We start from the raw sequence: 21,703 nt of genomic DNA on the forward strand, positions 1-21,703 counted from the left end.
CGGTTCGTCGGGCGACGCGCAGTCGCCCGACACTCCTTTTCTAGCTGTGCAAGCCAAGATCATTGGCGATTTTCCAAATGCGCCATTGATCGTGCGGCATGTGCGACTGTTTCAAGCCAAAGGGCCGGAAAGCATCATGGACCGCGTTTGAAAACGCTGGAACGCCACCCACATTTGGACTTTCACCAACACCTTTTGCACCGATCGGGTGATGCGGGCTTGGGGTTTCGGTGAAGTCGGTTTCATAGGTTGGTGTTTCCCATGAGGTCGGTAGGAAGAAGTCCATCAACGTGCCAGTTTTGACATTGCCGATTTCGTCATAGGCAAGCTCTTGGCCCATCGCGATGGCATAGGCTTCGGTTGCTCCGCCATGCACTTGGCCTTCGATAATCATCGGGTTGATACGGGTTCCGCAATCATCCAACGCATAGAATCTGCGCACTTCATGCGTGCCCGTGTCGACGTCGATTTCCATAACACAGATATACGCCCCAAACGGATAGGTCATGTTGGGCGGGTCATAATAGCTGACCGCCTCCAATCCTGGCTCAAGCCCTGGGATCGCCTGATTATAGGAAGCATAGGCGATTTCCGTCATGGTTTTGAACTGCTCAGGAGCGCCTTTGACGATGAAACGATCAACGTCCCATTCCAAATCGCCGTCGTGAACCTCCAACAGATAAGCCGCGATCATCTGTGCTTTGGCTCGAATTTTGCGACCCGCCATGGCCGCCGCAGCGCCCGCAACAGGAGTTGAACGCGATCCATAGGTTCCAAGTCCGTAAGGAGCCGTATCTGTATCGCCTTCCTCAATCGTGATGCTGTCGGCAGAAATGCCAATCTCGCTCGCTAGAATTTGAGCGAAGGTTGTGGCATGGCCCTGCCCTTGGGAAATCGTTCCCAAACGCGCAATTGCGGACCCTGTTGGGTGAATGCGAATTTCGCAACTGTCAAACATACCCATTCCAAGGATGTCACAGTTTTTCACCGGTCCCGCTCCCACAATCTCGGTAAAGTGGCTCAGGCCAATGCCCAGAAGTTTCCGCGTTTCGCCGCGCTTAAACGCTTCGACACGCTCGGCTTGCTCAACGCGCAAAGCGTCATAATCGACAGCTTTGAGCGCCTTTTCCCAAGCCGTGTGATAGTCGCCCGAGTCGTATTCCCACCCAAGGGCGGATTGATACGGGAACTGATCTTTCTTGATGAAATTCTTGGCACGCAATTCGGCGGCATCCATGCCCAACTTAATCGCGAGGACTTCGATCATCCTCTCAATAAAATAGGCCGCCTCCGTAACGCGGAAGGAACAACGATACGAAACGCCGCCCGGTGCTTTGTTGGTATAAACACCATCAACGCCGAGGTAAGCCACAGGAATATCATAGGATCCCGTGCAAATACTCATGAAGCCCGCTGGGAATTTGGTCGGATCGGCGCAGGCGTCAAAAGCACCGTGATCGGCGGTTACTTGGCAATGAAGGCCTGTGATTTTGCCGTCTTTGGTGGCGCTAATTTTGCCTTTCATCCAATAGTCACGCGCGAAGGCGGTGGCCATCAGATTGTCCATCCGGTCTTCGATCCATTTCACAGGTCGCCCTGTAACAATCGAGGCCACGATGGAGCAAATATACCCAGGGTAAACCCCAACTTTATTGCCAAAACCACCGCCAATATCGGGGGAAACTACGCGGATGTTGTGCTCTTCGATCCCAGACAGAAGCGACGCTACCGTCCGCACCACATGAGGCGCTTGGAAGGTGCCCCACAGGGTGAGTTTGCCGTTAACCTTGTCCATCGACGCGACACAACCGCATGTTTCCAATGGGCAGGGATGCGTGCGATGATAATACACGGTTTCTTCGGCGACGACGTCAGCATCGGCCATAACCTCGTCTGTCGCCGCCTCGTCACCAACTTCCCACAGGAAGATATGGTTGTGGTGTTTACGCGCACCATGCGCCCCACTTGTCTGGCCGGCAAGATCTTCGCGCAGCACAGGCGCATCAGGCAAGAGCGCCTTAAATGGGTCCGTGACAACAGGCAGCTCTTCATACTCGACCTCAACCAAATCGATGGCGTCGGCGTTGATGTAGCGGTCTTCTGCGACCACGAAAGCAACTTCTTGCCCCTGAAACAGAACCTTGCCATCGGCCAGAACCATCTGCTTGTCACCGGCCAGTGTCGGCATCCAATGTAAACCTAACGGCTCCAAATCTTTGGCCGTCAAAACAGCAATCACACCTGGAAGCGCCATTGCGGCTTCGATGTTGATCGACTTGATCTTCGCATGCGCATAGGGCGAGCGCACAAAATCGCCAAACAGCATTCCGGGCATCTTGATGTCGTCGACATAATTGCCTTTGCCTTGGGTAAATCGCACGTCTTCGACGCGTTTGCGGGAATGGCCAAGACCTTTGAGTTTCGTGGCGCGCTCTACGCTTGTGGGGGTTTGATCATTCATTCTGCCGCCTCCTTGGCTGCGTTCATTTCTGAGGCTGCGGCCATGATTGATTTGACGATATTTTGATATCCGGTACAGCGGCACAGGTTGCCCGCCATGCCGAAACGTACGTCTTCTTCGGTCGGCGTCGGGTTTTCCTGAAGCAAGCGGTGCGCACGGGTAATCATACCGGGAGTGCAAAAACCGCACTGAAGTCCGTGGTGCTCCCGAAAGGCGTTTTGCAGAACGTTCATTTCACCAAGCGGCGAAAGGCCCTCGATTGTTGTAACCTCGGCACCATTGGCTTGGGCCGCAAAAACCGTGCAGGACTTGACGGATTTACCATCCAATTCAACGGTACAGGCGCCGCAATGCGAGGTTTCACATCCAATATGGGGGCCGGTGACGTTCAGTTTTTCCCGCAATACATGGATAAGGAGTTCGCGTGGCTCAACCAGCAGTTCTTCTGCCTTGCCATTGACGGTGAGTTTTAAGTGCATTTTGCTCATGTTTTTTCTCCTACGCAGCCGCGATTGCGCGGGTAATTGCGCGCGTGATAACAATGGAGGCCACGTGCATTTTAAACGCAACTGGGCCACGATTATCTTCGGTGGGGTCAATATCGGCCAGCGCATTGGCGACAGCGTTTTTGATATCGTCCGTGCTGCATTTGGTGCCAACAAGTGAAGCACTCGCCGCCTCGGACCAGATCGGAGTGTCGGAAAGATTGGTCATCGCAATTGATGCCGCAGTACAGGTTCCGCCATCCATTGAAACAAGCACCGCACAGGCCGCCGTCGCATAATCGCCGATTTTGCGCTTTTGCTTTTCGTAGGCATACCCGCCGCTTGTTGGATCAAAGCTGATCAAAACAAGGATTTCGTCGTCTTCGCAGGCTGTCACATAGGCGGCCTCGTAAAAATCACGGGCCTTCACCTCGCGCGTCCCGTCTGGCCCCGCCAACGTAAAAGTCGCGTCCAAGCATTGCATGATGCCCGGCATGTCATTCGCTGGATCGCCGTTGGCCACATTGCCGCCAATCGTGCCGCAATAGCGCACTTGTGGGTCGGCGATTTGCAGCGCAGCCTCGCGCAAAATGGGCGCAGCCTTGGCCAGCGCGGCGTCTGCGATTAGGGAGTGCTGCGTGACCATTGCCCCAATGGAAATTTTGCCGCCGTCAATGTTGATCGCCTTCAATTCGGCGATATCTTGCAGGTCAACAAGGTGAGTCACGGCCGCCATCCGCAGCTTCATCATCGGGATCAAACTGTGCCCCCCTGCAAGAACCCGTGCCTCATCCCCTTGTTCGTGTAAAATTCCGACCGCTGATTTTACATCGGCGGGGCGGTGATACTCAAATGCTGATGGTATCATTGTCGACCTCCCTAATTGTCTAAACTGATTGGGGAAAGTCTGTGCCTAAAGCGGCGAGGTCCACGCATTTGACGCACCGCTTGGGTCGAAAAATTCACGAAATGCGAATAAGCTGCACGAGTTGCGATCTAGATGAGGCCAAACGCCGTTCGGACTTCGGCCATCCGCGAGCGGCTCACGGGGACGGCCCCCAAGGCGAGGCTGCCCGCGAACAAACAAACGCCTGAGTCCTTTTTACGCTCGAAACTCGTGACGTGTTCAGGGTTAATCAGGTAGCTGCGATGGCAACGAATAAAGCTTCCCTTAAGCAGTCGGCTCTCCGCTTCGGTGATCGACCATGGGCAGAACAGTTTGTCGCTCCCAGTATAGATAATACTATAATGGCCCTCGGCGCGAAGGCCCGCGATTTCAGAGGGACGAATGAATTGAACATGCCCATCTTTTTGATAAGGCACTGAGGTTGTCGGGTGGCCCGATTTTTCTTGCTCAACCAAAGGGGGTGTTGCCGTGGGAGCGGGAATAAAAGTCACCCCGAGCAACAAAAAACCACCGCAGATAAAAAACGCAATAAGCGTGACGATCAAGGCCAGTGTTTCGTTGTCGATGAGGGCCGCCAACGTCCCCACATTATCCACCTCCAGATAGTTCGTTCCAGCCATCGCCAGAAAATGCACCGCACAAACGGCGATCCCAAAGGTGAGCGTTCCCAAAATGATACTGCGATGCGTGCGTTCGCCGTAAGCGATTGCAAAGGTTCCAATGCCGAGTACCACCGACGACGCGACCGCGAGCAAGACACCAAACGGAGTATAAACCGCCGTACACAGCTGCATTCCCGACATGCCGATGTAATGCATCGCCGAAATCCCCAATCCGGCAATCGTTCCCGCCAAGATAATGCTCAAACGTGTTCGTTTGCGAAAATGCATAACTAACAAAGCGATACCGACCACAAGAATCGCCGTGAGGGCTGAAATCAAGGTTGTCAGGGCATCGTAGTAAAACAGGATCGGCAATTGCAGCCCAAGCATGGCCACAAAATGCATGGCCCAAATACCGCCGCCCAAGGCCACCGAGGCCATCGCGATCCGCTGTTTACGCTGATTTTCAGGCAAAAGAGAGACGCCACGCGTCAACGCCAACCCCGTAAAACTCGCCATAAGGGACACAGCCACGGCGGCAAAGACAAACAGATAGTTATGTGAATAGTCTAAAAACACTCCGTCTCCTCCCGCGGCGTGAAATGTACAATTTGTGCTCATTGCTCGTCTATCGACAGTGACCTTGTCAAGGTTCAACACCGTCGGAGACTTCACGCCCCAGAGGTTCACTGCTGCCAACTTTGGTTCTATGCTCTAGATCTCTGCCTTGAGGGGCCTGGTAATCTTGCTGTGTGGCGGCGCCCCCCCTCGCGCATATTCTCATTTGGGATCAAGCCCAAAATGCCCTTTCTTCTTCGCCTGTTCCTGCCCTATGTTAATCGAAAGACCTCTTTTATATTTTTCCTTTTCCAGCTCAACAGGTGGCCCTTTTGCTCATTGCTCTCTCTGGTTTCCTCATTGTCGCGCTATGTGTTGTTCGAATTCTTCTGCGTCCCAACCGCGATCCTGCGGCGCGGGCTGCGTGGATTGCGACTGTCCTTGCGATACCGTTTGTCGGCGTGGCCGCCTATATTATGCTGGGCGAAACCAGCATCGGGCGCAAACGCCTCAAGCGCATGAAGGACGTAAAAGCGACCTTGGAAAGCGCCCCAGACCCTGAGGGCGGCGGCCTTGCCATGTCCCAACCCAAAATTAAGGACGTGCATCTGCCGCTCTTTAATGTCGGGACATCGATCAGTGGATTTTCGCCCGTTGGTGGAAATTCCGCGCGCCTTATGGACAACTCCAATGCGGCGATCGACGCGATGGTTGCCGATGTGGACGCCGCACAAGACCACGTTCACCTCATTTTCTACATCTGGGTGCCCGATCGCAATGGTACCAAAATGGCGGAGGCCCTCAAACGCGCCGCCGCCCGAGGCGTGACCTGTCGCGCAATGGTCGACGACATCGGATCGCGCAGCATGGTGAAATCCGACCTCTGGAAAGAGATGGCCGCAGCAGGCGTAAATACCGCCGTCGCCCTTAAAGTGGGCAACCCAATCGCGCGCATTTTTGACGGTCGCATTGACTTGCGAAATCACCGAAAAATCCTCGTTATCGATAATAAAATCACCTATTGCGGCAGCCAAAATTGCGCCGACCCAGAGTTTGTCCAGAAGGCAAAATTCGCGCCGTGGGTGGATGCCGTTATGCGCTTTGAAGGGCCGATTGTCCGCCAAAACCAACGCGTGTTTGTCGGCGATTGGATGGAAAGCAACCAAGAGGATATCACAAGCGTTTTGAGCCACCCGTATCCCGACTATGCTGAAGGTTTCCCCGCTCAAGTGGTTACTTCGGGCCCCACGTCGCGAGCCTCCGCGATGCCGGAAATGTTTGTGACCCTGATCTATTCGGCCACGCGCGAACTTTTCATCACCACGCCCTATTACGTGCCCGTCGACGCGTTACAGGCTGCGATTTGTGCCGCGGGCAACCGTGGTGTCAAGACGACCATCATTTTTCCAGCCCGCAACGATGATTTCGCCGTCGGCGCATCGAGTCGCAGCTATTACGCAGACCTGTTGGCGGCTGGCGTTACGATTTACGAATATGAAGCGGGACTTCTGCACACCAAATCAATGACCGTTGACGATGAAATCACCTTCATTGGGTCGGCGAATATGGATCGCCGCAGCTTTGACCTCAACTATGAGAATAACATCCTCCTCCAAGACCACGGCATGACCAAAGCAATGCGCGCACGCCAAGAGGACTACCTAAAAGAGTGTCGCTTGGTCACAGTCGAGGAGGTCCAGAACTGGAAATGGTGGCAACGTCTCTGGAACAATGCGCTCTCAATTGTTGGACCACTTTTATAGTTGGGCGTCGCCTAAACCCGCATAGAATTTCAGGCAAAACAGGCCGCACTTCTTATAATGAATGCGGCCTGTTTCGTTTGATTTAGTTACCGAGGTGAATAACCCGTTTTCCGAAAGCTTCGCCCCTCAGAAGACCGATAAAGGCCTCTGGAGCTTGTTCCAGACCTTCAATCATCTCTTCGCGATACTTGATTTTCCCTTCGCGCACCCATGCGCCCATTTCACTGGCGAATTCGGGATAATACTGGCCAAAATCATCAAAGACGATAAAGCCGCGCATTGTAAGACGTTTGCGCAAAATTTGCCCCATCAGATAGTTCATCCGATCCGGTCCATCAGGCAGAGATGTGGCGTTATACTGCGAGATCAACCCGCAGAGTGGAATACGCGCCAAAGTGTTCAGCAAAGGAAGAACCGCATCGAAAACAGCGCCGCCGACGTTCTCAAAATAAATGTCGATGCCTTCTGGAACAGCCGATTTCAACGTCTCGGCAAAACCGTCGGCTTTGTAGTCAATACAGGCATCAAACCCAAGATTTTCCACAACATGTTTACATTTATCAGCGCCACCCGCGATCCCAACGACCCGCAGACCCAAAATCTTACCGATCTGCCCAACGGTGGCGCCCACAGGCCCACTTGCCCCCGCAACCACCAGCGTTTCACCCGCTTTAGGCTGTCCGATATGCTTTAGCGCGGCCCAAGCCGTGAGGCCGGGCATGCCCAAAACGCCAAGCGCCCACGATGGGTTTTCCGGATTTTTGCCCATGTTAATGATGCCGGTTCCGTCCGACAGCGCGTAGTCCTGCCATCCGCCAAACGCAACAACCCAGTCGCCCTCGGCAAACCCGTCTAGGTGCGAGGAAACAACCTGCGAAACGGTCCCGCCAATCATTGGTGCATCCACCTCAACGGGGGCCGCATAGGACGGCGCGTCGCTCATGCGGCCACGCATGTAGGGGTCTAGGGACAAATACTCATTTCGGAGCAACATTTGCCCTTTCTCGGGCACGGGTATAGCAACCGTTTCAAGCCGCAAAGTGTTGGCATCTGGTTCGCCTTTTGGTCTTTGGGCGAGTACCAGACGGCGGTTTTCGGTTGTTTTTTGTGTCATTTTTCTTGTCCTTTTATGTATTCAATCGCAACGGGGGGGCGAACACTTCATCAATCTCACAGCAGCCGCAAATCTAACATCTTTATTTGGATCAATCTGAAGTGCGTCCTTACAAACTAAACTTGGTAGTTCACTTTGTTAAATTCAACCTCTCAAGCCTAGAAAACCTTCTAGTTTTAGGCATCGTTATCCCAAACGCAAGACAGGCGAAATCCCCCACTCGACGGCATGTCTTTATCTATCGGTCACGGAGCTAAAACGCGCGGATGTTGTAGCCAGACAATTCCAGCTTCGCCCGCAGCCCACGCGCCATAGGAACCGCGCTTTCGCCGTCACCATGCAAGCAGATGGTATCAATCTGACACGGGATAACCTTACCGCTTTGGGCGATAATTCCGCCTGCTTCAAGCATCGCAACAATCCGCACCGCCGCCACGTCAGGGTCCGTAATAACCGCCCCCGGAGTGCCACGCGTAACCAACGTCGCGTCATCGTTATAGGCCCGATCCGCAAATATTTCGCCCGCCCACGCACAGCCCAAATCCTTTGCCACAGCCTCCATCGCCGTCGCGGTCAAGACCATCAGAATGATATCGGGCTGAACTTTCAAAGCGGCCTCATAACAAACCCGCGCCATCGACTCAGATTCCGAAGCCATATTCGCAAGGGCGCCATGCAGCTTTAAATGCCGAACCTCCCCACCAACGCTGCGTGCCATCGCAGCCGCTGCACCCAACTGATAGGTGACCATATGCGCAAGTTCGGCGTCCGACAGAGCAATGCGACGGCGCCCGAAACCCTGCAAATCCGCAAAGCCTGGATGCGCGCCAATGCCGACGCCCTTTTCAAGGGCCACTTGCATCGTTTGCGCCATTGTATCCGCATCACCTGCGTGAAAACCGCAGGCAATATTGGCGGAGCTGACAACATCCAGAAGGGCCGCGTCATTGCCCATTTTCCATGGGCCGAAACCCTCGCCCATGTCCGCGTTCAGATCGATTGTCTTGGCCATTTTACGTCCTTTCCAGATCGTCGCCAGCGGTCACGCCACTGATCAATTGGTACCTGAGTAAATCCGCGATATCATGCGGGTCACGCAGGGCAGGCTGCACCTTGGTTCGCAGCACCCGCAACTGCTCGGCCTCATTGGGGGCACTTGCATCAGCAACCTCCAACGCGACCATTTCGAACCGCAAATTGGCTCCCGCCGAGGCCTGTGCCACAAGGGGCAAATCCTGTGCAACGACCGTGCCAATACGCGGATAGCCGCCAACCGTTTGGCATTCACATAATAAAACAAAGGGCACGCCATCCCCCGTCATTTGGATATCCCCGGGCATGATAAATTCGGACGCCAAGCCTTTGGGTGCAATATTGGCAAACGGCGGCTCCGAGGTTTCCAATCTCAGGCCTTGCCGGTTGGCCTGTGCGCTTCGGAGAAATGTGGTCGATTGAAAGCGCGCCAGAGTTTCGGTGCTAAAGAATTCCGTCTGTGGCCCTGCGATCATGCGTATGACGCCTCCAGAAAAGCGCGCACTTGGAACGAGTTTTTGTGAGGGGGCGGCGATGTCTGTATCCTGTTTCAACGCAAGCATATCCCCTGCCGCCAAAGCCTCGCCAACCCCTGCCACAAGGTGGGTCGAAATACTGCCCATCCACTCGGGCGCAACCAATCCTGCGGCAGGAGTAAGATAGCCATATGTGCCGTGCAACGCGCCGCCAATTGTCAAACGCTGATTGGGCAAAAGGAGATGCGTCATGTTCCAACTAATGGGCCGCTCATCAATACTCGCACGCATTGGCGCACCCGTTAGAGCGAAGCGCATCGGCACATCACAGCTAAACACGCCGCCCATACCCGCCATTTCGATCGCGGGGATCACGTCGGGCAAACCTAACAACGCAGTCGCCTCGAACAAGGCAAGACGGTCCGCAGCGCCCCCCGCCGAAAGCCCCTGCGCGATATGGTTTGGTCGCCCCAAATCTTGCACGCTCATGCTTGGTCCTGCCCGCTCAATCGTCAGGGTGCCGCTCATCGGAGCACCTCGCAACGTGCGCCGCCAAGCCCGTCCGGATTATCCACCGAAATGCGGGCCATTTCATCCTCAGTGACCGCAGAAAAGCGCAGTGCGTCCCCCTGTTGCAAGGCAATAGGCTCGCTGCGTGTGGGTAAAAACGGCCGAAACGCACAAAGCCCAATTTGCCGCCAGCCCGTCACACTCGGGTTGGCAAAAAGGACCAATTGGCGCACGGCCACAACCAAAGCCCCCGCTGGGACTTTTGGCGTCAATTCTGTTTGCCGCGGCAAATCCCATTGTGGCGGGAGCAGGCCAATATAAGGTTGGCCCGGTGCAAATCCGATGGTCAAAACCCGTAGGTCTGTGTCCGTCACATCGCTTATTGCCTGCGCCTCAGAACGTCCGGCCATCGCGGCGGCCTCCTGCAATTGTGGTCCAACCGTGCCGCCGAATTGAACTGGAATATGCCAAAGACGTATCGCATCGGGCATTTCAGTCGCTTGCAAATCAAACCGTGCAAGCAAGACTTCAAGCTCTTTCGCCAATTCAGCGCGCGTTGTGCGCAATGGGTCAAATTTGAAGAGGACCGAGGTCAAAGCCGCCGCGATCTCGTGCACGCCGCTAAGCTTTGCCGCATCTGCAATGCCGAAAAACCGCTGCACGGCACTTGTGGCCTGCGCAGAACTCGTCAAAGCAAAGCGCACAATCAGCCCGTCTTGCCCCATAGGCAGAACTTCAGGCGAAATATCTCCGTTGGAATTGGTCATTTCATGCCTTTTCTGGGTTCAAAAAAGATTCTGCTTGACCAGAATCGCAAAACAATGACAATTTGTCAACGTTATATCATTAAATGGCTTCAATCATAAAAACGCCATCAACGGGAGATCACAAATGTTAAAATATGCAGCCACGCTCGCCATGGGCCTTGGACTAGCCGCCCCAGCATTCGCGGAAACTTGGGACATGCCAACACCATATGGCGACAGCACCTTCCACACGGTCAACATCCTACAGTTTGCCGACGATGTCGCAAAAGCCACCGATGGCGCCCTTGAAATCACCGTCCATTCGGCGGGTTCTTTGTTTCCCCACGGCGAAATCAAAACCGCTGTGCGCTCTCGTCAGGTCCCCATCGGCGAGTTTTTCTTGTCTACCCTGTCCAACGAAGATCTGGCCTTTGGCATCGACAGCCAACCTTTTGTGGCCACCAGTTACGCGGATGCAGCCAAGCTTTGGGACGCTCAAAAACCCGTCATCACCGCCCTCCTCGCGGAACAAGACTTGATGCCGCTTTTCTCGGTGCCATGGCCCGCCCAAGGCCTTTATACCAAAGGTGAAATCGCTGATATCGACGGGCTGTCTGGCCTGCGTTTCCGCGCGTATAATGCTGCCCTAGAAGAATTCGCAGCCCTCGCTAAGGCCGCCCCCGTACAAGTCGAAGCCTCCGATATCGCGCAAGCCTTTGCCACTGGCCAAGTGGAAGCAATGATCACCTCTCCCTCGACTGGTGCCAATTCCACGGCTTGGGATTTTGTGTCCCATTACACCGCGATCGACGCTTGGGTTCCTAAAAACATCGTTGTCGTCAACAAACGCAGCTTCGACGGGCTTGCGCCCGAAGTTCAAGCTGCCGTGCTAGAAGCTGCCGCAGCCGCCGAAGTTCGCGGTTGGGAAATGTCCAAAGCAGAAGCCGCCGACAAGACCCAAATCATGGCCGATAACGGCATGATCATCGTTGAACCTTCCGAAGCTTTGGTCAGCGGTTTGCAATCCATCGGCGCGACAATGCTCGACAATTGGAAAGCAAGCGCAAGCCCCGACGCCTTAGCGATCCTGAACGCCTACCAAGAGTAACCCACATTACCCCAAGCGCTCCGCTGCTCACAGCGGGGCGCTTTTTGCTTTGGGAGGGGCACACCATGTTACGCACCAGTCTTGATCGACTCTATACCTTTGCCGCCGCCATCGCGGCACTTGCCATTGTGGCGATTTGCCTTCTGGTAACAGCACAGGTCAGCTTGAATATCCTCGCGCGGATCGGCGGCCCTGATTGGTCCTACACCATCCCGTCCTATGCGGATTTTGCTGGATATTTCCTTGCCACCGCCAGTTTCATGGCCATGGCATATACGTTGCGGTCTGGCACCCATATTCGCGTCAACCTGCTGGTTCAGCGCCTTCCGGAGCACTCCAGATGGATTTTGGAGATCGGAACGCTGGTTATTGGTGCGGCGGTCTCGAGTTATGCCACGTATTTCACCGCCGCTTTGGTACAGGAGAGCTGGCATTACGGGGATAAATCCACTGGCATTATCGCCATTTCCCTCTGGATACCGCAGCTCACCATGGTCGCGGGCCTCGCGCTTTTGACCCTCGCTTTTGTCGACACGCTTCTCGAAAGCCTGCGCGCCAAATCCCCCATCCTCACTGACACCGGATCGGAGTAGCCCATGTCCGACCCCGCAATTTTCCTCCTCCTGCTTGGGCTTTTGCTCTCCCTTCTTGCTATGGGAGTCTGGGTTGCGATTTCCCTAACGATCATGGCATTGGCCGCGCTCGTTTTCTTCTCCAACGCGCCGCAAGGTCTCGTTTTGGCGACCACCCTCTGGGGTCACAGCCACAGCTGGCCCCTCGCCGCCCTGCCCCTCTTTATTCTGATGGGGGAAATCCTGCTTCGGTCGCGTTTGAGCCAAGACATGTTTTCTGGCCTCGCGCCATGGCTGGGCCGCGTTCCGGGCCGATTGCTGCACGTCAACGTGCTTGGTTGCGCGATCTTTGCAGCGGTGTCTGGCTCCTCAGCGGCCACAGCAGCCACGATTGGCCGAATGTCCGTGCCTGAATTAACCAAACGCGGCTACCCCGAGCATCTGATCCTCGGTACCCTCGCAGGCTCCGCTACTTTAGGCCTCCTGATCCCGCCTTCGATCATCTTGATCGTTTATGGCGTAGCCACCGAGCAATCCATCGCCCGCCTTTTTGTTGCGGGAATCCTCCCCGGCATTATGCTGGTTTCACTGTTCGCGGGCTATGTGATGTTTAGCGCATGGCGCAATCCCTCCGACTTTCCCTCCGAAGAAATTACGCTCCCCTTTCGCGCCAAACTCAGAGCGTCCCGCCGTCTGATCCCCGTTTTACTCCTGATTGGCGGGGTGATTGGCACGATTTACACGGGCGTTGCCTCACCCACCGACGCGGCTGCCGTTGGCGTCGTGCTCGCAACTATCCTTGCGCTCAGTTCTGGCGGTTTTGGCTGGGAGCAATTCAAGGAAGCGCTGATGTCCGCCACGCGGACCTCCTGTATGATCGCCTTTATCCTTCTGGGCGCGGCCTTTTTGGCCATTTCCATGGGCTTCACTGGTATTCCACGCCATCTGGCGGAATGGATCGCGACGTTCAACCTGTCGCCCTATGCACTGCTTGCCGTGCTGACGGTTTTCTTTATCGTTTTGGGGTGTTTTCTGGATGGTATTTCGGTTGTCGTCCTGACCACCTCGATCATCCTACCCATGGTCGAAGCCGTGGGCATTGATCCGCTTTGGTTCGGGATTTACCTCGTTCTGGTTGTGGAAATGAGCCAGATCACGCCGCCTGTTGGTTTCAATCTGTTTGTCATTCAAGGGCTGACTGGCATCAACATCCTGCGGGTTGCCCGTGCGGCGCTGCCGTTCTTTTTCCTGTTGCTGTTTGGCACCCTATTGATCACGATCTTCCCACAAATAGTCACTTTTCTACCTGACGCAATGAACAATTAAAGCGAGGCTGCCGCGCGACTGGCTTGATCAAAAAGGCCTGACATAGCCCGAAGCGCGGCAGCAATCTCTCGCAACTCTTCGCCCGCCAATCCCGAATGGGGCAAGGATTCCAGCAAGCATTGGGCCCGCACATCACGGTAGCGTTGGCACAGCGCTTGCCCTGCGTCCGACGCCTTGTAAAACACCTCTTTACCCCGTTTTTCCGAAGTCAGCAGTCCAAGTTTTAACAGTTTTCGTAAGGCGTAGGTTACCGTATGAGAATCCTCAATATTCAGTAAAAACGCAATATCGGTAAGGCGCTTTTCACGATCCCGATGATTGGTATTGTGCAGCACCAGAATTTCGAGCGGTGACAATTCGGGCATTCCCGCCGCCGTCATGCAGCGCTGCATCCAACGATTGAAAGCGTTATGAGCAATGATCAGCCCGTATTCAAACTCCGACGCCTCCCAGCCATCGCCCTCCGCCAAGTGACGGGATGAAACAATACGTCGATTATTCGGGGGCATGGTCATAGCAACTCGCAGATAAATTAAAGATAAAGTATCAACATAATGCGACTAATACTTCGCATTCGCAAGCTTTCTAACAGCAAAAACATACGTGACTTACCCCAGAGAATGCGAAGGTTTTCGTAACGACATTGACGGCGTGAGGGACAACAGGGTTTTGGAATAGTCGCTTTGAGGATTTTCAAAGAACTGCTCTGAAGGGCTCGCCTCAATCACTTGCCCGCCCTTCAAAACAACAACATCATCGGCCATCTGCCGCACCACGGCGAGGTTGTGACTAATGAATAGGATCGTTAGCCCAAAGCGATCCTGCAAATCTTTGAGCAGATTAAGGATTTGCGCTTGAATGGACACATCCAACGCCGAGGTCGGCTCATCGCAAATCAGCACTCGCGGACGCGCCAAGAGCGACCGCGCAACGGCGATCCGTTGACGTTGGCCGCCGGAAAACTGATGCGGATAACGGTCGATTGTGTCCGCTGGCAAGCCCACCAATGAGATCATCGCGGCACATAGTGCCCGCCGTCGCCGGGCATCTGGTTCAAGCCCGTACAGGGACAATGGCTCTGACAGGATCGCGCCAATCCGGTGTCGACCGTTCAAGCTCGAGTAAGGGTCCTGAAAGACCATCTGAATCAACCTGCGTGAAGGGTCTTTTCGGCCACGATCGCGCGCAAGGGGCAAGTCGTCGTCGCCAAGGCGCATGTGGCCCGTCGCGGGTTGAATCATCCCAGAAATCACCCGCGCAAGCGTCGATTTCCCTGACCCACTTTCGCCGACCAGTCCCGTAACGCTTCCCGGCCTGACCAAAAATGACACGTTATCCAACGCGACGAAGGGCGCAGGCTTTTTAAAAAGGCTCGTGCGAGTTCCGAAAAAACGCACCGTAATATCTGTAACATCCAGCCCTTCACCCAAAGTTTGCGCGCCTTGCCGAAGCCATTCGCTCGCATCCTCGCTCGCCTGCACCGTAGACGGCAAGGTACTTTCTGGCACAAGGAAGCGTTGCATTTTATGATCTAGCGGAGGAACCGCCGCCATCAAGGCTTGGGTATATTCATGTTGCGGCGCGCCCAAAACTTGCTCGGTTGGCCCCGTTTCAACAACCTTTCCCCCGCGCAGCACGGTCACCTGATCGGTAATTTGGGCGATGACGCCAATGTCATGCGTGATTAGGAGAAAACCAATGCCACGGGTGTCTGCTGTTCTGCGTATCAATTCCAAAACTTGGCTCTGAACGGCAACGTCCAAAGCGGTTGTCGGTTCGTCCGCAATGATCAATTCGGGGTTCGTACAAAGCGCCGAGGCGATCACAACCCGTTGCCGCATCCCGCCCGAAAACTGGTGCGGATAGGCGCGGATGCGCTGCGCTGCGTTTTCAATGCCAATTTCTTCGAGCAGGTCGATCGCCCGTTGTCGGGCTTCGCTGGCGTCGATCCGTTCATGCGCAAGGATGGTCTCGATCAATTGATCCTCAATGGTCATCAACGGATTGAGGCTGGTTTGCGGATCTTGAAAGATCATTGAAATACGCTTACCACGCACGTTATGCGCCTCATTTGGCGAGAGGCCGCGCAGGTCGGTTTGATCTAACTTTAATGTGCCCGCAGCGATCCGACCGGGAGGCTGTAGCAAGCCGATTATGGCCGCGCCGATGGTCGATTTCCCCGCCCCGCTTTCACCGACAAGCCCATGGATTTCCCCCGGAGCAATCGTCAGGGACACGTCCTCGATGGCGGTAAAAACCCCATGACGCCCCGGAAATTCGACAGTAAGACCTGAAACTTCCAGCATCATCGCACCTTCGGATTAAAAACGTCGCGCAGAAAATCGCCAAGGATGTTAATCGACACCACAAGCGCCACAAGGAACAGCGTGGGCACCCAGAGAATCCACCACTCACCCGACAGTAAAAACTGCATACCAATCCGGATCAACGTGCCGAGAGACGGGCTGTCGGCGGGGAGGCCGATGCCGAGAAAAGATAACGTCGCTTCGAGCAAAATCGCCGAAGCAAGGTCGACCGTCATGATGACCAACAGCGGGCCGAGGATATTTGGCAGGATATGATACGTCATCACCCGCAAAGGATGTTGCCCCATCATGATCGCCGCTTGAACGTAATCTTTGTTGCGTTCCACAAAAACCGATGCCCGTGCCGTGCGGGCAAAATTCACCCAAAGGGATAGCGCAATGGCCAGTGTCAAAACCGCCACGCGAAAGCTCTGTTGAACATCCGGCGGCAATAATCCGCGCGAAATTCCATCAATCAAAAGTGCCGTCAGGATCGCGGGAAGCGCCAGTTGTACATCGGCAATACGCATTACAATGGCATCAAACCGGCCGCCGAAATACCCCGCGGCAAGGCCAAGCCCAATGCCCAACACTGAGGCAATCGCCATCGCCATCAACCCGATGGTGAGCGACAGCCGTGCGCCAAATAATATCGCCGCGATCATATCCCGCCCCTGATCGTCCGTCCCCAACGGAAAGCGCGGATCGCCCCCCTGCCAAAGCGGAGGCAGGAGGCCATCGATCAGCGAAAACGACGCGAGATCATAGGGGCTGGTCGCGACAATCCAAGGCGAGAGAAGCGCGCCACCAATAATTACAATGGCAACAATCGCCGCCAGAATGGCCGCAGGGCTACGCCAGAAAAGCCACATCCCGTCGCTGTGCCAAATACGCCCCAACATCAGACGTCCTCCTTCACGCGCAACCGTGGATCAATCGCGATGTATAATAAATCGACCAGCAAATTCACGAGGACAAAGAAAAACGCGATGACAACCAAATAGACGCCCATCACCGGAATATCGACAAACCGAATGGATTCAAGGAACAACAGCCCCATCCCCGGCCATTGGAACACGCTTTCGGTGACGATGGAAAAGGCGATCACGCCGCCAAATTGCAAGCCAATGATCGTGATAACGGGGATCATCGTATTGGCCAAAGCATGGCGGAAATACAGTGAACGATACGGAATGCCGCGCGCGGTGGCAAAGCGGATATAATCCGATTGCATCACTTCCATCATCTCGGCGCGCACCAGTCGCATTGTTAATGTGAGTTGGTAAATGCCCAAGGTCAGCGCTGGCAAAAGGAGCGACCTCCAGCCATCCAAAGTAAAGAGCGACGACGTCCAGCCACCAATTTGAACGGTCCCTCCCCGTCCGAATGTCGGCAACCAACCCAGCTGAACCCCGAACAGAAAGATCAAGAGAATGCCAATAACAAAGGTCGGAATGGACACCCCAACAAGGGTCGTTAGAAGTATCGTTTGGCTTGTGAGACCCTTTGGCCGTAGGGCGGTAAAGACGCCCGCCGGAATACCAACAAGCAGCGAAATCAGCAGGGCAACAACCCCAAGTTCGAGCGTCGCAGGAATACGTGTGGCAATCATGGAGGCCACGGGTTGGCGCGTTCGATAGGAATAGCCGAACTCGCCATGTAGCAAATCACTGGTGAAGCGATAAAACTGCGCAACAATTGGATCATTCAGCCCCAATTCCTCGCGCAGTCTGTCTTGGTCGGCGACCGAAGTCTCGACCCCCGTCATTTGGCTCACCGGATCGCCAACGAAGCGAAATAGCGAGAAAGCCAAAAAGGCGACGGCGATCATCACAAATACGGATTGGATCAACCGCTTGAATATAAACAATGCCATCGCCTTGATATCTCGATTTTTTTCTTAGTTCACTGTCACCCAGCGCAAGATAAAGAAGTTATCCGCACGTTGGGTAAGGTCGATATTGTCTTTGGATGCCCAGATCAACGGCTGTGTATACAATGGAATATAGGCCACCTCGTTTTGGGTGATCTCAACGACCTCGTCGATCATAGTCTGACGTGTAGTGGAATCGATTTCCTCTTGGATCAGTGGCAGCAATTCATCGACGCGTGCATTGGAATAGTTGCCAAAGTTCCACGATCCGAGCTTTTTCTCATCGTCTTGCGAGTTCAGCAAAAAGCGGATCGGGTGCTCGGCGTCGAACGTGCCGGGGGACCAACCTAACAAGAACATATCGAAATCGTCTTCGCGAAGTTGTGTCCAGTAATCGCGCACGGGTCCGGTACTCAACTCAGCATTCAGACCCACAGCGGCAAACATGGATGCGGCGGCACGACAGAGGGCTTCGTCGTTGATGTAACGGTCGTTTGTACATTTCAGACCGAAGGAAAATCCGTCGGGATAGCCTGCCTCGGCCAGCAATTCTTTTGCGCGTTCGGGATTGTATTCCGGCCGGTTGGTGTGGGCGTTTGAGTAGCCGGAAATGCCTTCAGGTACCAACTGATTTGCTGCCTCAATTTTCCCGCGAAAGATGACGCGATCAATGGCATCCATGTCAATCGCATGGGCCGCAGCAAGCCGGACTTTGGAGTCCTGAAAGGGGTTGGCATCGGTGACATCAGAAGAATACAGCAACGCGTCGTGCTCATGTCCAAAGCCAAACATGATCACGCGGGTTTCTTCGCCTTCCAAAACCTTAAAGCCATCGCGGCCTTCGACTTGTTCCGCATCCTGCAATGGAATGGGTTGAATGAAGTCAATTTCTCCTGAAAGCAAAGCCGCCAATCCGGTAGACGAATTGCCGATGGGCGTAAAGATGGCCTCTGTCACATTGTGCTCGACGTCGCCCCACCATGTGGCGTTAGGCGACAGACGTGTTTCAACCCCTGGGTCGCGACTGGACAAGGCAAAGGCCCCAGTTCCGTTGGCGTTCATCGTGGCGAAATTCTCGGCGTCGCGGGCAGGGAGCGCTGCGTCATTGCTCTCGGCCCACCCCTGATCCAAAATCATGAAATTCGCGATGCTGTCTGGGAACAATGGATTTGGCGCTGTGGTCACAAAATCAATTGTGTAGTCATCCACAATACGCACTTCAGAAACCGGTGCAAACCAAGACCGCGTGTCCGCCGCCTCATCGGAAGCCCGTTCGTATGAAAACAAAACATCTTGCGCATTAAACGCGGAGCCGTCCTGAAAAGTCACACCTTCGCGCAGGTTGAAGCGCCAGCCATTTTCGCCAAATAGTGGTTCCCAAGAGACGGCCAGCGAGGGCTCAATCGCCATGTCTCGGCCGCGGCGCACAAGCCCTTCATAGATATTATTCAGAAACGACAGAACCGGTGTCGAATTGACGGCATGTGGGTCCATCGTTTGCGCATCCGTCGTTGAGGCCCAACGAAATGTTTCTGCGGAACCTTGTGTCGCGGTCAATGCAAACAGTCCCGTTAAGGCTGTGCTCAGCATAAAACTTGTCGATTTCATTGAGTATCTCCCGTGGATTTTTTTGACTTTTTAGTTGGAAACAGTTTTACCGCCACACTTGCAAGCGTCAACTATCGAAAAAGTGATGAGTCCGCGCCAAAGTCTGATTGGCAAGCCTATGTAAATGTGTTTGCGCACACAAGTAGCGTGTCAAACGACCGTTACGACCAGCTTTCCCATGTCCTCGATTGTGGCCTCCATCACATCCCCGACCTCAACAGGTCCGACCCCAGCAGGCGTTCCCGTGAGAATAACATCGCCCGGTGCAAGTTCGAAGTACTCCGACAAATAGGAAATCATTTCCGGCACCTTCCAGATCATTTGGTTCAGGTTGCCCTCTTGACGAATATCGCCATTCACCTTCAATTCAACGCGCCCTTGGTCAGGATGGCCAACCATTGAAGCAGGGTAAACTTGAGTGATCGGCGCGGAATGCTCAAAAGCTTTGCCGATTTCCCACGGGCGACCCATTTTCTTCATGCGCGCCTGCAAATCACGACACGTCATGTCGAGGGCCACGCCATAGCCAAACACATGGGCCATCGCCTCGGTCACAGGAATATTGGTGCCGCCAGACTTCAACATCACGGCCATTTCGATTTCGTGATGCACATCCCTGGATTGAGACGGGTAGGAAAACACGCCCGAAGCATCAAGGTTGTTCGGGTTTTTCTGAAAGAAAAAGGGCGGTTCTCGATCTGGGTCGTGGCCCATTTCAAGCGCATGTGCGGCGTAGTTACGACCAATGCAATATACCCGTCTTACGGGGAAGAGCGCATCAGTACCGGCAATAGGCAGCGCAGCAGCCAAAGGCATCTCAAAGGCGTATTTGGCCATTTCTTTCTCCAATTTCATCTTTAACGCCCCCGAAACTAGGGGAAGATAAGTCCGTTTAAAACTCAAACACTTAAATCAAATACAATAATTCCATCGTATCCGCCGTTGCACATCGCGACCATTCGTGCGCCCAAGGCCACGTGATGCGGGTGGTTTGCATAGGCCAAAAGAGCGTCACGATTTTCAAACGTCACGACAAACCCATCGCGGTACGCTGGGGATTTATTCTCAAAATCGAGGTTGGGGCCAAAGCAATAGTCCAGCATTCCGGGCACGTCCGCGGCCACCTCGGCGAACCCCGCCAAAACGGCGTCGCGCTCATTTTGTGTGTATTGCAGTTGAAAATCGACGAAAACACAGTGCTTCAACATGGGAAATTCCTTATTCTGGTGATTGCAAAGATGAGGGCACGACGCTCGACTGTCTGATTTCCAGATGCACCGGAGCACGGTCGGGGCAAATAGGCTGAATCCCCGTTTCAAGCCAATCCAGAACGATCCTCGAACTTTGCCGCCCAAATTCTGCGATATCGCAATGAACCGAGCTAAGCTTTGGATAGACGTGGCTGCATTCTTCGATGTCATCAAACCCGATCAAAAAGAAATCCTTGCCAACAACAACCCCCGATTGGGCAAATGCGGACATCATCCCCAAGGCAACGAGATCATTGAAACAGATTGCCGCTTTGACTGTCGGATGCTCCCTGAGCAGTTTAAAAGCGACTTCCCGACCAAAGACCCGCGTGGCCCGCCCGTGAAAAACATGCCCCTGCAAGCCCTTATCAATTATTCCAGTTTGATAGGCCGACATTCGTTCGCTAGTAATGGCCACGCCCTTTTCGCCGCCGACAAAGGCAATCTCGCGAATGCCTTGACCGATCAAGTGCTCAACCGCCAACTGACTGCCCGCACCATAATCAAGCGAGTAGAACGGAAAAATATCCGCGCGCATATCCGCTTGTCGCAACACCTGAAGGGTTGGAATGCCCGACTGCGCGATTGCATCAAAGGTCCCTTTTGTGTCGCCATAACACGGAGAAATCAAAAGCGCGGAAACCTCATGTTCAAGCATGGATTGGATCACTTGGTGCTGAATTTTCGGGTCTTCATTTGAATTTGCAATCACCGTGGCCAGCCCATGATCGGAAAACGCCATCTGTGCGCTTGCTGCAAATTCGGTGAAAAACGGGTTGCGCAGGTCATTGATCACAAGCCCAACAAGCCCCGTGCCCGATCCGCGCAAGGTTGCGGCGGCGCGATTGCGGACATAATTGAGCGCTTTCATCGACTCCTGCACCAATTTGCGCGTGTCGTCTTTGACCAAGGGGCTGTTTTGAACCACCAACGAAACGGTCGACTTTGACACGCCCGCATGGGCGGCGACGTCGATTATTGTTGGCTTTTTGTTCATTCAATGACC

General features: G+C 54.3%; 20 protein-coding genes. 4 read left to right on the forward strand and 16 right to left on the reverse strand.

What is annotated here, in order from left to right; all coding sequences use genetic code 11:
- Positions 1-40 precede the first annotated feature (40 nt).
- The 4 genes from AB9F29_RS10005 to AB9F29_RS10020 all read right to left on the reverse strand — a co-directional run bounded on the left by AB9F29_RS10005 (position 41) and on the right by AB9F29_RS10020 (position 5,034).
- Positions 41-2,461 (reverse strand): aerobic carbon-monoxide dehydrogenase large subunit, encoded by a 2,421-nt coding sequence (locus AB9F29_RS10005; RefSeq protein ID WP_335586874.1) that lies wholly within the window; start codon positions 2,459-2,461, stop codon positions 41-43.
- Entirely contained in the window at positions 2,458-2,949 is a 492-nt protein-coding gene (locus AB9F29_RS10010) for a (2Fe-2S)-binding protein (RefSeq protein ID WP_369755547.1), read from the reverse strand. Before AB9F29_RS10010 ends, AB9F29_RS10005 begins: the two co-directional genes overlap by 4 nt.
- A 10-nt stretch (positions 2,950-2,959) precedes the next feature.
- Positions 2,960-3,814 carry a xanthine dehydrogenase family protein subunit M gene (locus AB9F29_RS10015; RefSeq protein WP_369755548.1) on the reverse strand — a complete coding sequence of 285 codons (855 nt, stop codon included), beginning with the start codon at positions 3,812-3,814 and terminating at the stop codon, positions 2,960-2,962.
- Positions 3,815-3,942: 128 nt separating this feature from the next.
- Positions 3,943-5,034, reverse strand: coding sequence for an MHYT domain-containing protein (locus AB9F29_RS10020; RefSeq protein WP_369755550.1), 1,092 nt, complete (start codon positions 5,032-5,034; stop codon positions 3,943-3,945).
- Between the two features lie 302 nt (positions 5,035-5,336).
- On the opposite strand from AB9F29_RS10020, the gene cls reads away from it, so the two are divergent.
- The gene (cls, locus tag AB9F29_RS10025; protein WP_369755551.1) at positions 5,337-6,776 is read left to right on the forward strand and encodes a cardiolipin synthase; all 1,440 of its coding nucleotides are present in this window, start codon (positions 5,337-5,339) and stop codon (positions 6,774-6,776) included.
- 82 nt (positions 6,777-6,858) lie between these two features.
- On the opposite strand, the gene AB9F29_RS10030 is transcribed toward cls, so the two are convergent.
- The 4 genes from AB9F29_RS10030 to AB9F29_RS10045 form a co-directional block, all read right to left on the reverse strand.
- Positions 6,859-7,890 (reverse strand): NADP-dependent oxidoreductase, encoded by a 1,032-nt coding sequence (locus AB9F29_RS10030; RefSeq protein WP_369755552.1) that lies wholly within the window; start codon positions 7,888-7,890, stop codon positions 6,859-6,861.
- A gap of 253 nt (positions 7,891-8,143) precedes the next feature.
- The gene (locus tag AB9F29_RS10035; protein WP_369755553.1) at positions 8,144-8,902 is read right to left on the reverse strand and encodes a LamB/YcsF family protein; all 759 of its coding nucleotides are present in this window, start codon (positions 8,900-8,902) and stop codon (positions 8,144-8,146) included.
- A gap of 1 nt (position 8,903) precedes the next feature.
- Entirely contained in the window at positions 8,904-9,926 is a 1,023-nt protein-coding gene (locus tag AB9F29_RS10040) for a biotin-dependent carboxyltransferase family protein (protein WP_369755554.1), read from the reverse strand.
- Complete coding sequence (locus AB9F29_RS10045; protein ID WP_369755555.1) at positions 9,923-10,675, reverse strand: allophanate hydrolase subunit 1; 753 nt, start codon at positions 10,673-10,675, stop codon at positions 9,923-9,925. The genes AB9F29_RS10040 and AB9F29_RS10045 overlap by 4 nt, the downstream gene beginning before the upstream one ends.
- A gap of 124 nt (positions 10,676-10,799) precedes the next feature.
- Here AB9F29_RS10045 and AB9F29_RS10050 point away from each other — a divergent pair, with 124 nt between their 5' ends.
- From AB9F29_RS10050 to AB9F29_RS10060, 3 genes are all read left to right on the forward strand, one after another.
- Entirely contained in the window at positions 10,800-11,762 is a 963-nt protein-coding gene (locus AB9F29_RS10050) for a TRAP transporter substrate-binding protein (protein ID WP_369755556.1), read from the forward strand.
- A 65-nt stretch (positions 11,763-11,827) separates the two neighbouring features.
- A complete protein-coding gene (locus AB9F29_RS10055; RefSeq protein ID WP_369755557.1) occupies positions 11,828-12,355 on the forward strand; it encodes a TRAP transporter small permease in 528 nt (175 codons plus the stop codon).
- A gap of 3 nt (positions 12,356-12,358) precedes the next feature.
- Entirely contained in the window at positions 12,359-13,660 is a 1,302-nt protein-coding gene (locus AB9F29_RS10060) for a TRAP transporter large permease (protein ID WP_369755558.1), read from the forward strand.
- Here the strand turns inward: AB9F29_RS10060 and AB9F29_RS10065 are convergent.
- From AB9F29_RS10065 to AB9F29_RS10100, 8 genes are all read right to left on the reverse strand, one after another.
- Positions 13,657-14,175, reverse strand: coding sequence for a winged helix DNA-binding protein (locus tag AB9F29_RS10065; protein ID WP_369755559.1), 519 nt, complete (start codon positions 14,173-14,175; stop codon positions 13,657-13,659). The genes AB9F29_RS10060 and AB9F29_RS10065 overlap by 4 nt on opposite strands.
- A gap of 93 nt (positions 14,176-14,268) precedes the next feature.
- Positions 14,269-15,966, reverse strand: a complete 1,698-nt coding sequence (locus tag AB9F29_RS10070; RefSeq protein WP_369755560.1) for a dipeptide ABC transporter ATP-binding protein — start codon at positions 15,964-15,966, stop codon at positions 14,269-14,271.
- On the reverse strand, positions 15,966-16,868 hold the full coding sequence (locus AB9F29_RS10075) for an ABC transporter permease (protein WP_369755562.1): 903 nt from the start codon (positions 16,866-16,868) through the stop codon (positions 15,966-15,968). The genes AB9F29_RS10070 and AB9F29_RS10075 overlap by 1 nt, the downstream gene beginning before the upstream one ends.
- Complete coding sequence (locus AB9F29_RS10080; protein ID WP_369755563.1) at positions 16,868-17,842, reverse strand: ABC transporter permease; 975 nt, start codon at positions 17,840-17,842, stop codon at positions 16,868-16,870. Before AB9F29_RS10080 ends, AB9F29_RS10075 begins: the two co-directional genes overlap by 1 nt.
- Positions 17,843-17,866: 24 nt before the next feature.
- A complete protein-coding gene (locus AB9F29_RS10085; protein WP_369755564.1) occupies positions 17,867-19,447 on the reverse strand; it encodes an ABC transporter substrate-binding protein in 1,581 nt (526 codons plus the stop codon).
- A gap of 150 nt (positions 19,448-19,597) precedes the next feature.
- Complete coding sequence (locus AB9F29_RS10090) at positions 19,598-20,284, reverse strand: fumarylacetoacetate hydrolase family protein (protein WP_369755614.1); 687 nt, start codon at positions 20,282-20,284, stop codon at positions 19,598-19,600.
- Between the two features lie 62 nt (positions 20,285-20,346).
- Positions 20,347-20,655, reverse strand: a complete 309-nt coding sequence (locus AB9F29_RS10095; protein ID WP_369755565.1) for a Dabb family protein — start codon at positions 20,653-20,655, stop codon at positions 20,347-20,349.
- A gap of 10 nt (positions 20,656-20,665) precedes the next feature.
- Positions 20,666-21,694 carry a LacI family DNA-binding transcriptional regulator gene (locus tag AB9F29_RS10100; RefSeq protein WP_369755566.1) on the reverse strand — a complete coding sequence of 343 codons (1,029 nt, stop codon included), beginning with the start codon at positions 21,692-21,694 and terminating at the stop codon, positions 20,666-20,668.
- Positions 21,695-21,703: the final 9 nt, after the last annotated feature.

This window comes from Falsihalocynthiibacter sp. S25ZX9 (genome assembly GCF_041205405.1).
In the GTDB taxonomy this organism is placed as follows: domain Bacteria; phylum Pseudomonadota; class Alphaproteobacteria; order Rhodobacterales; family Rhodobacteraceae; genus Falsihalocynthiibacter; species Falsihalocynthiibacter arcticus.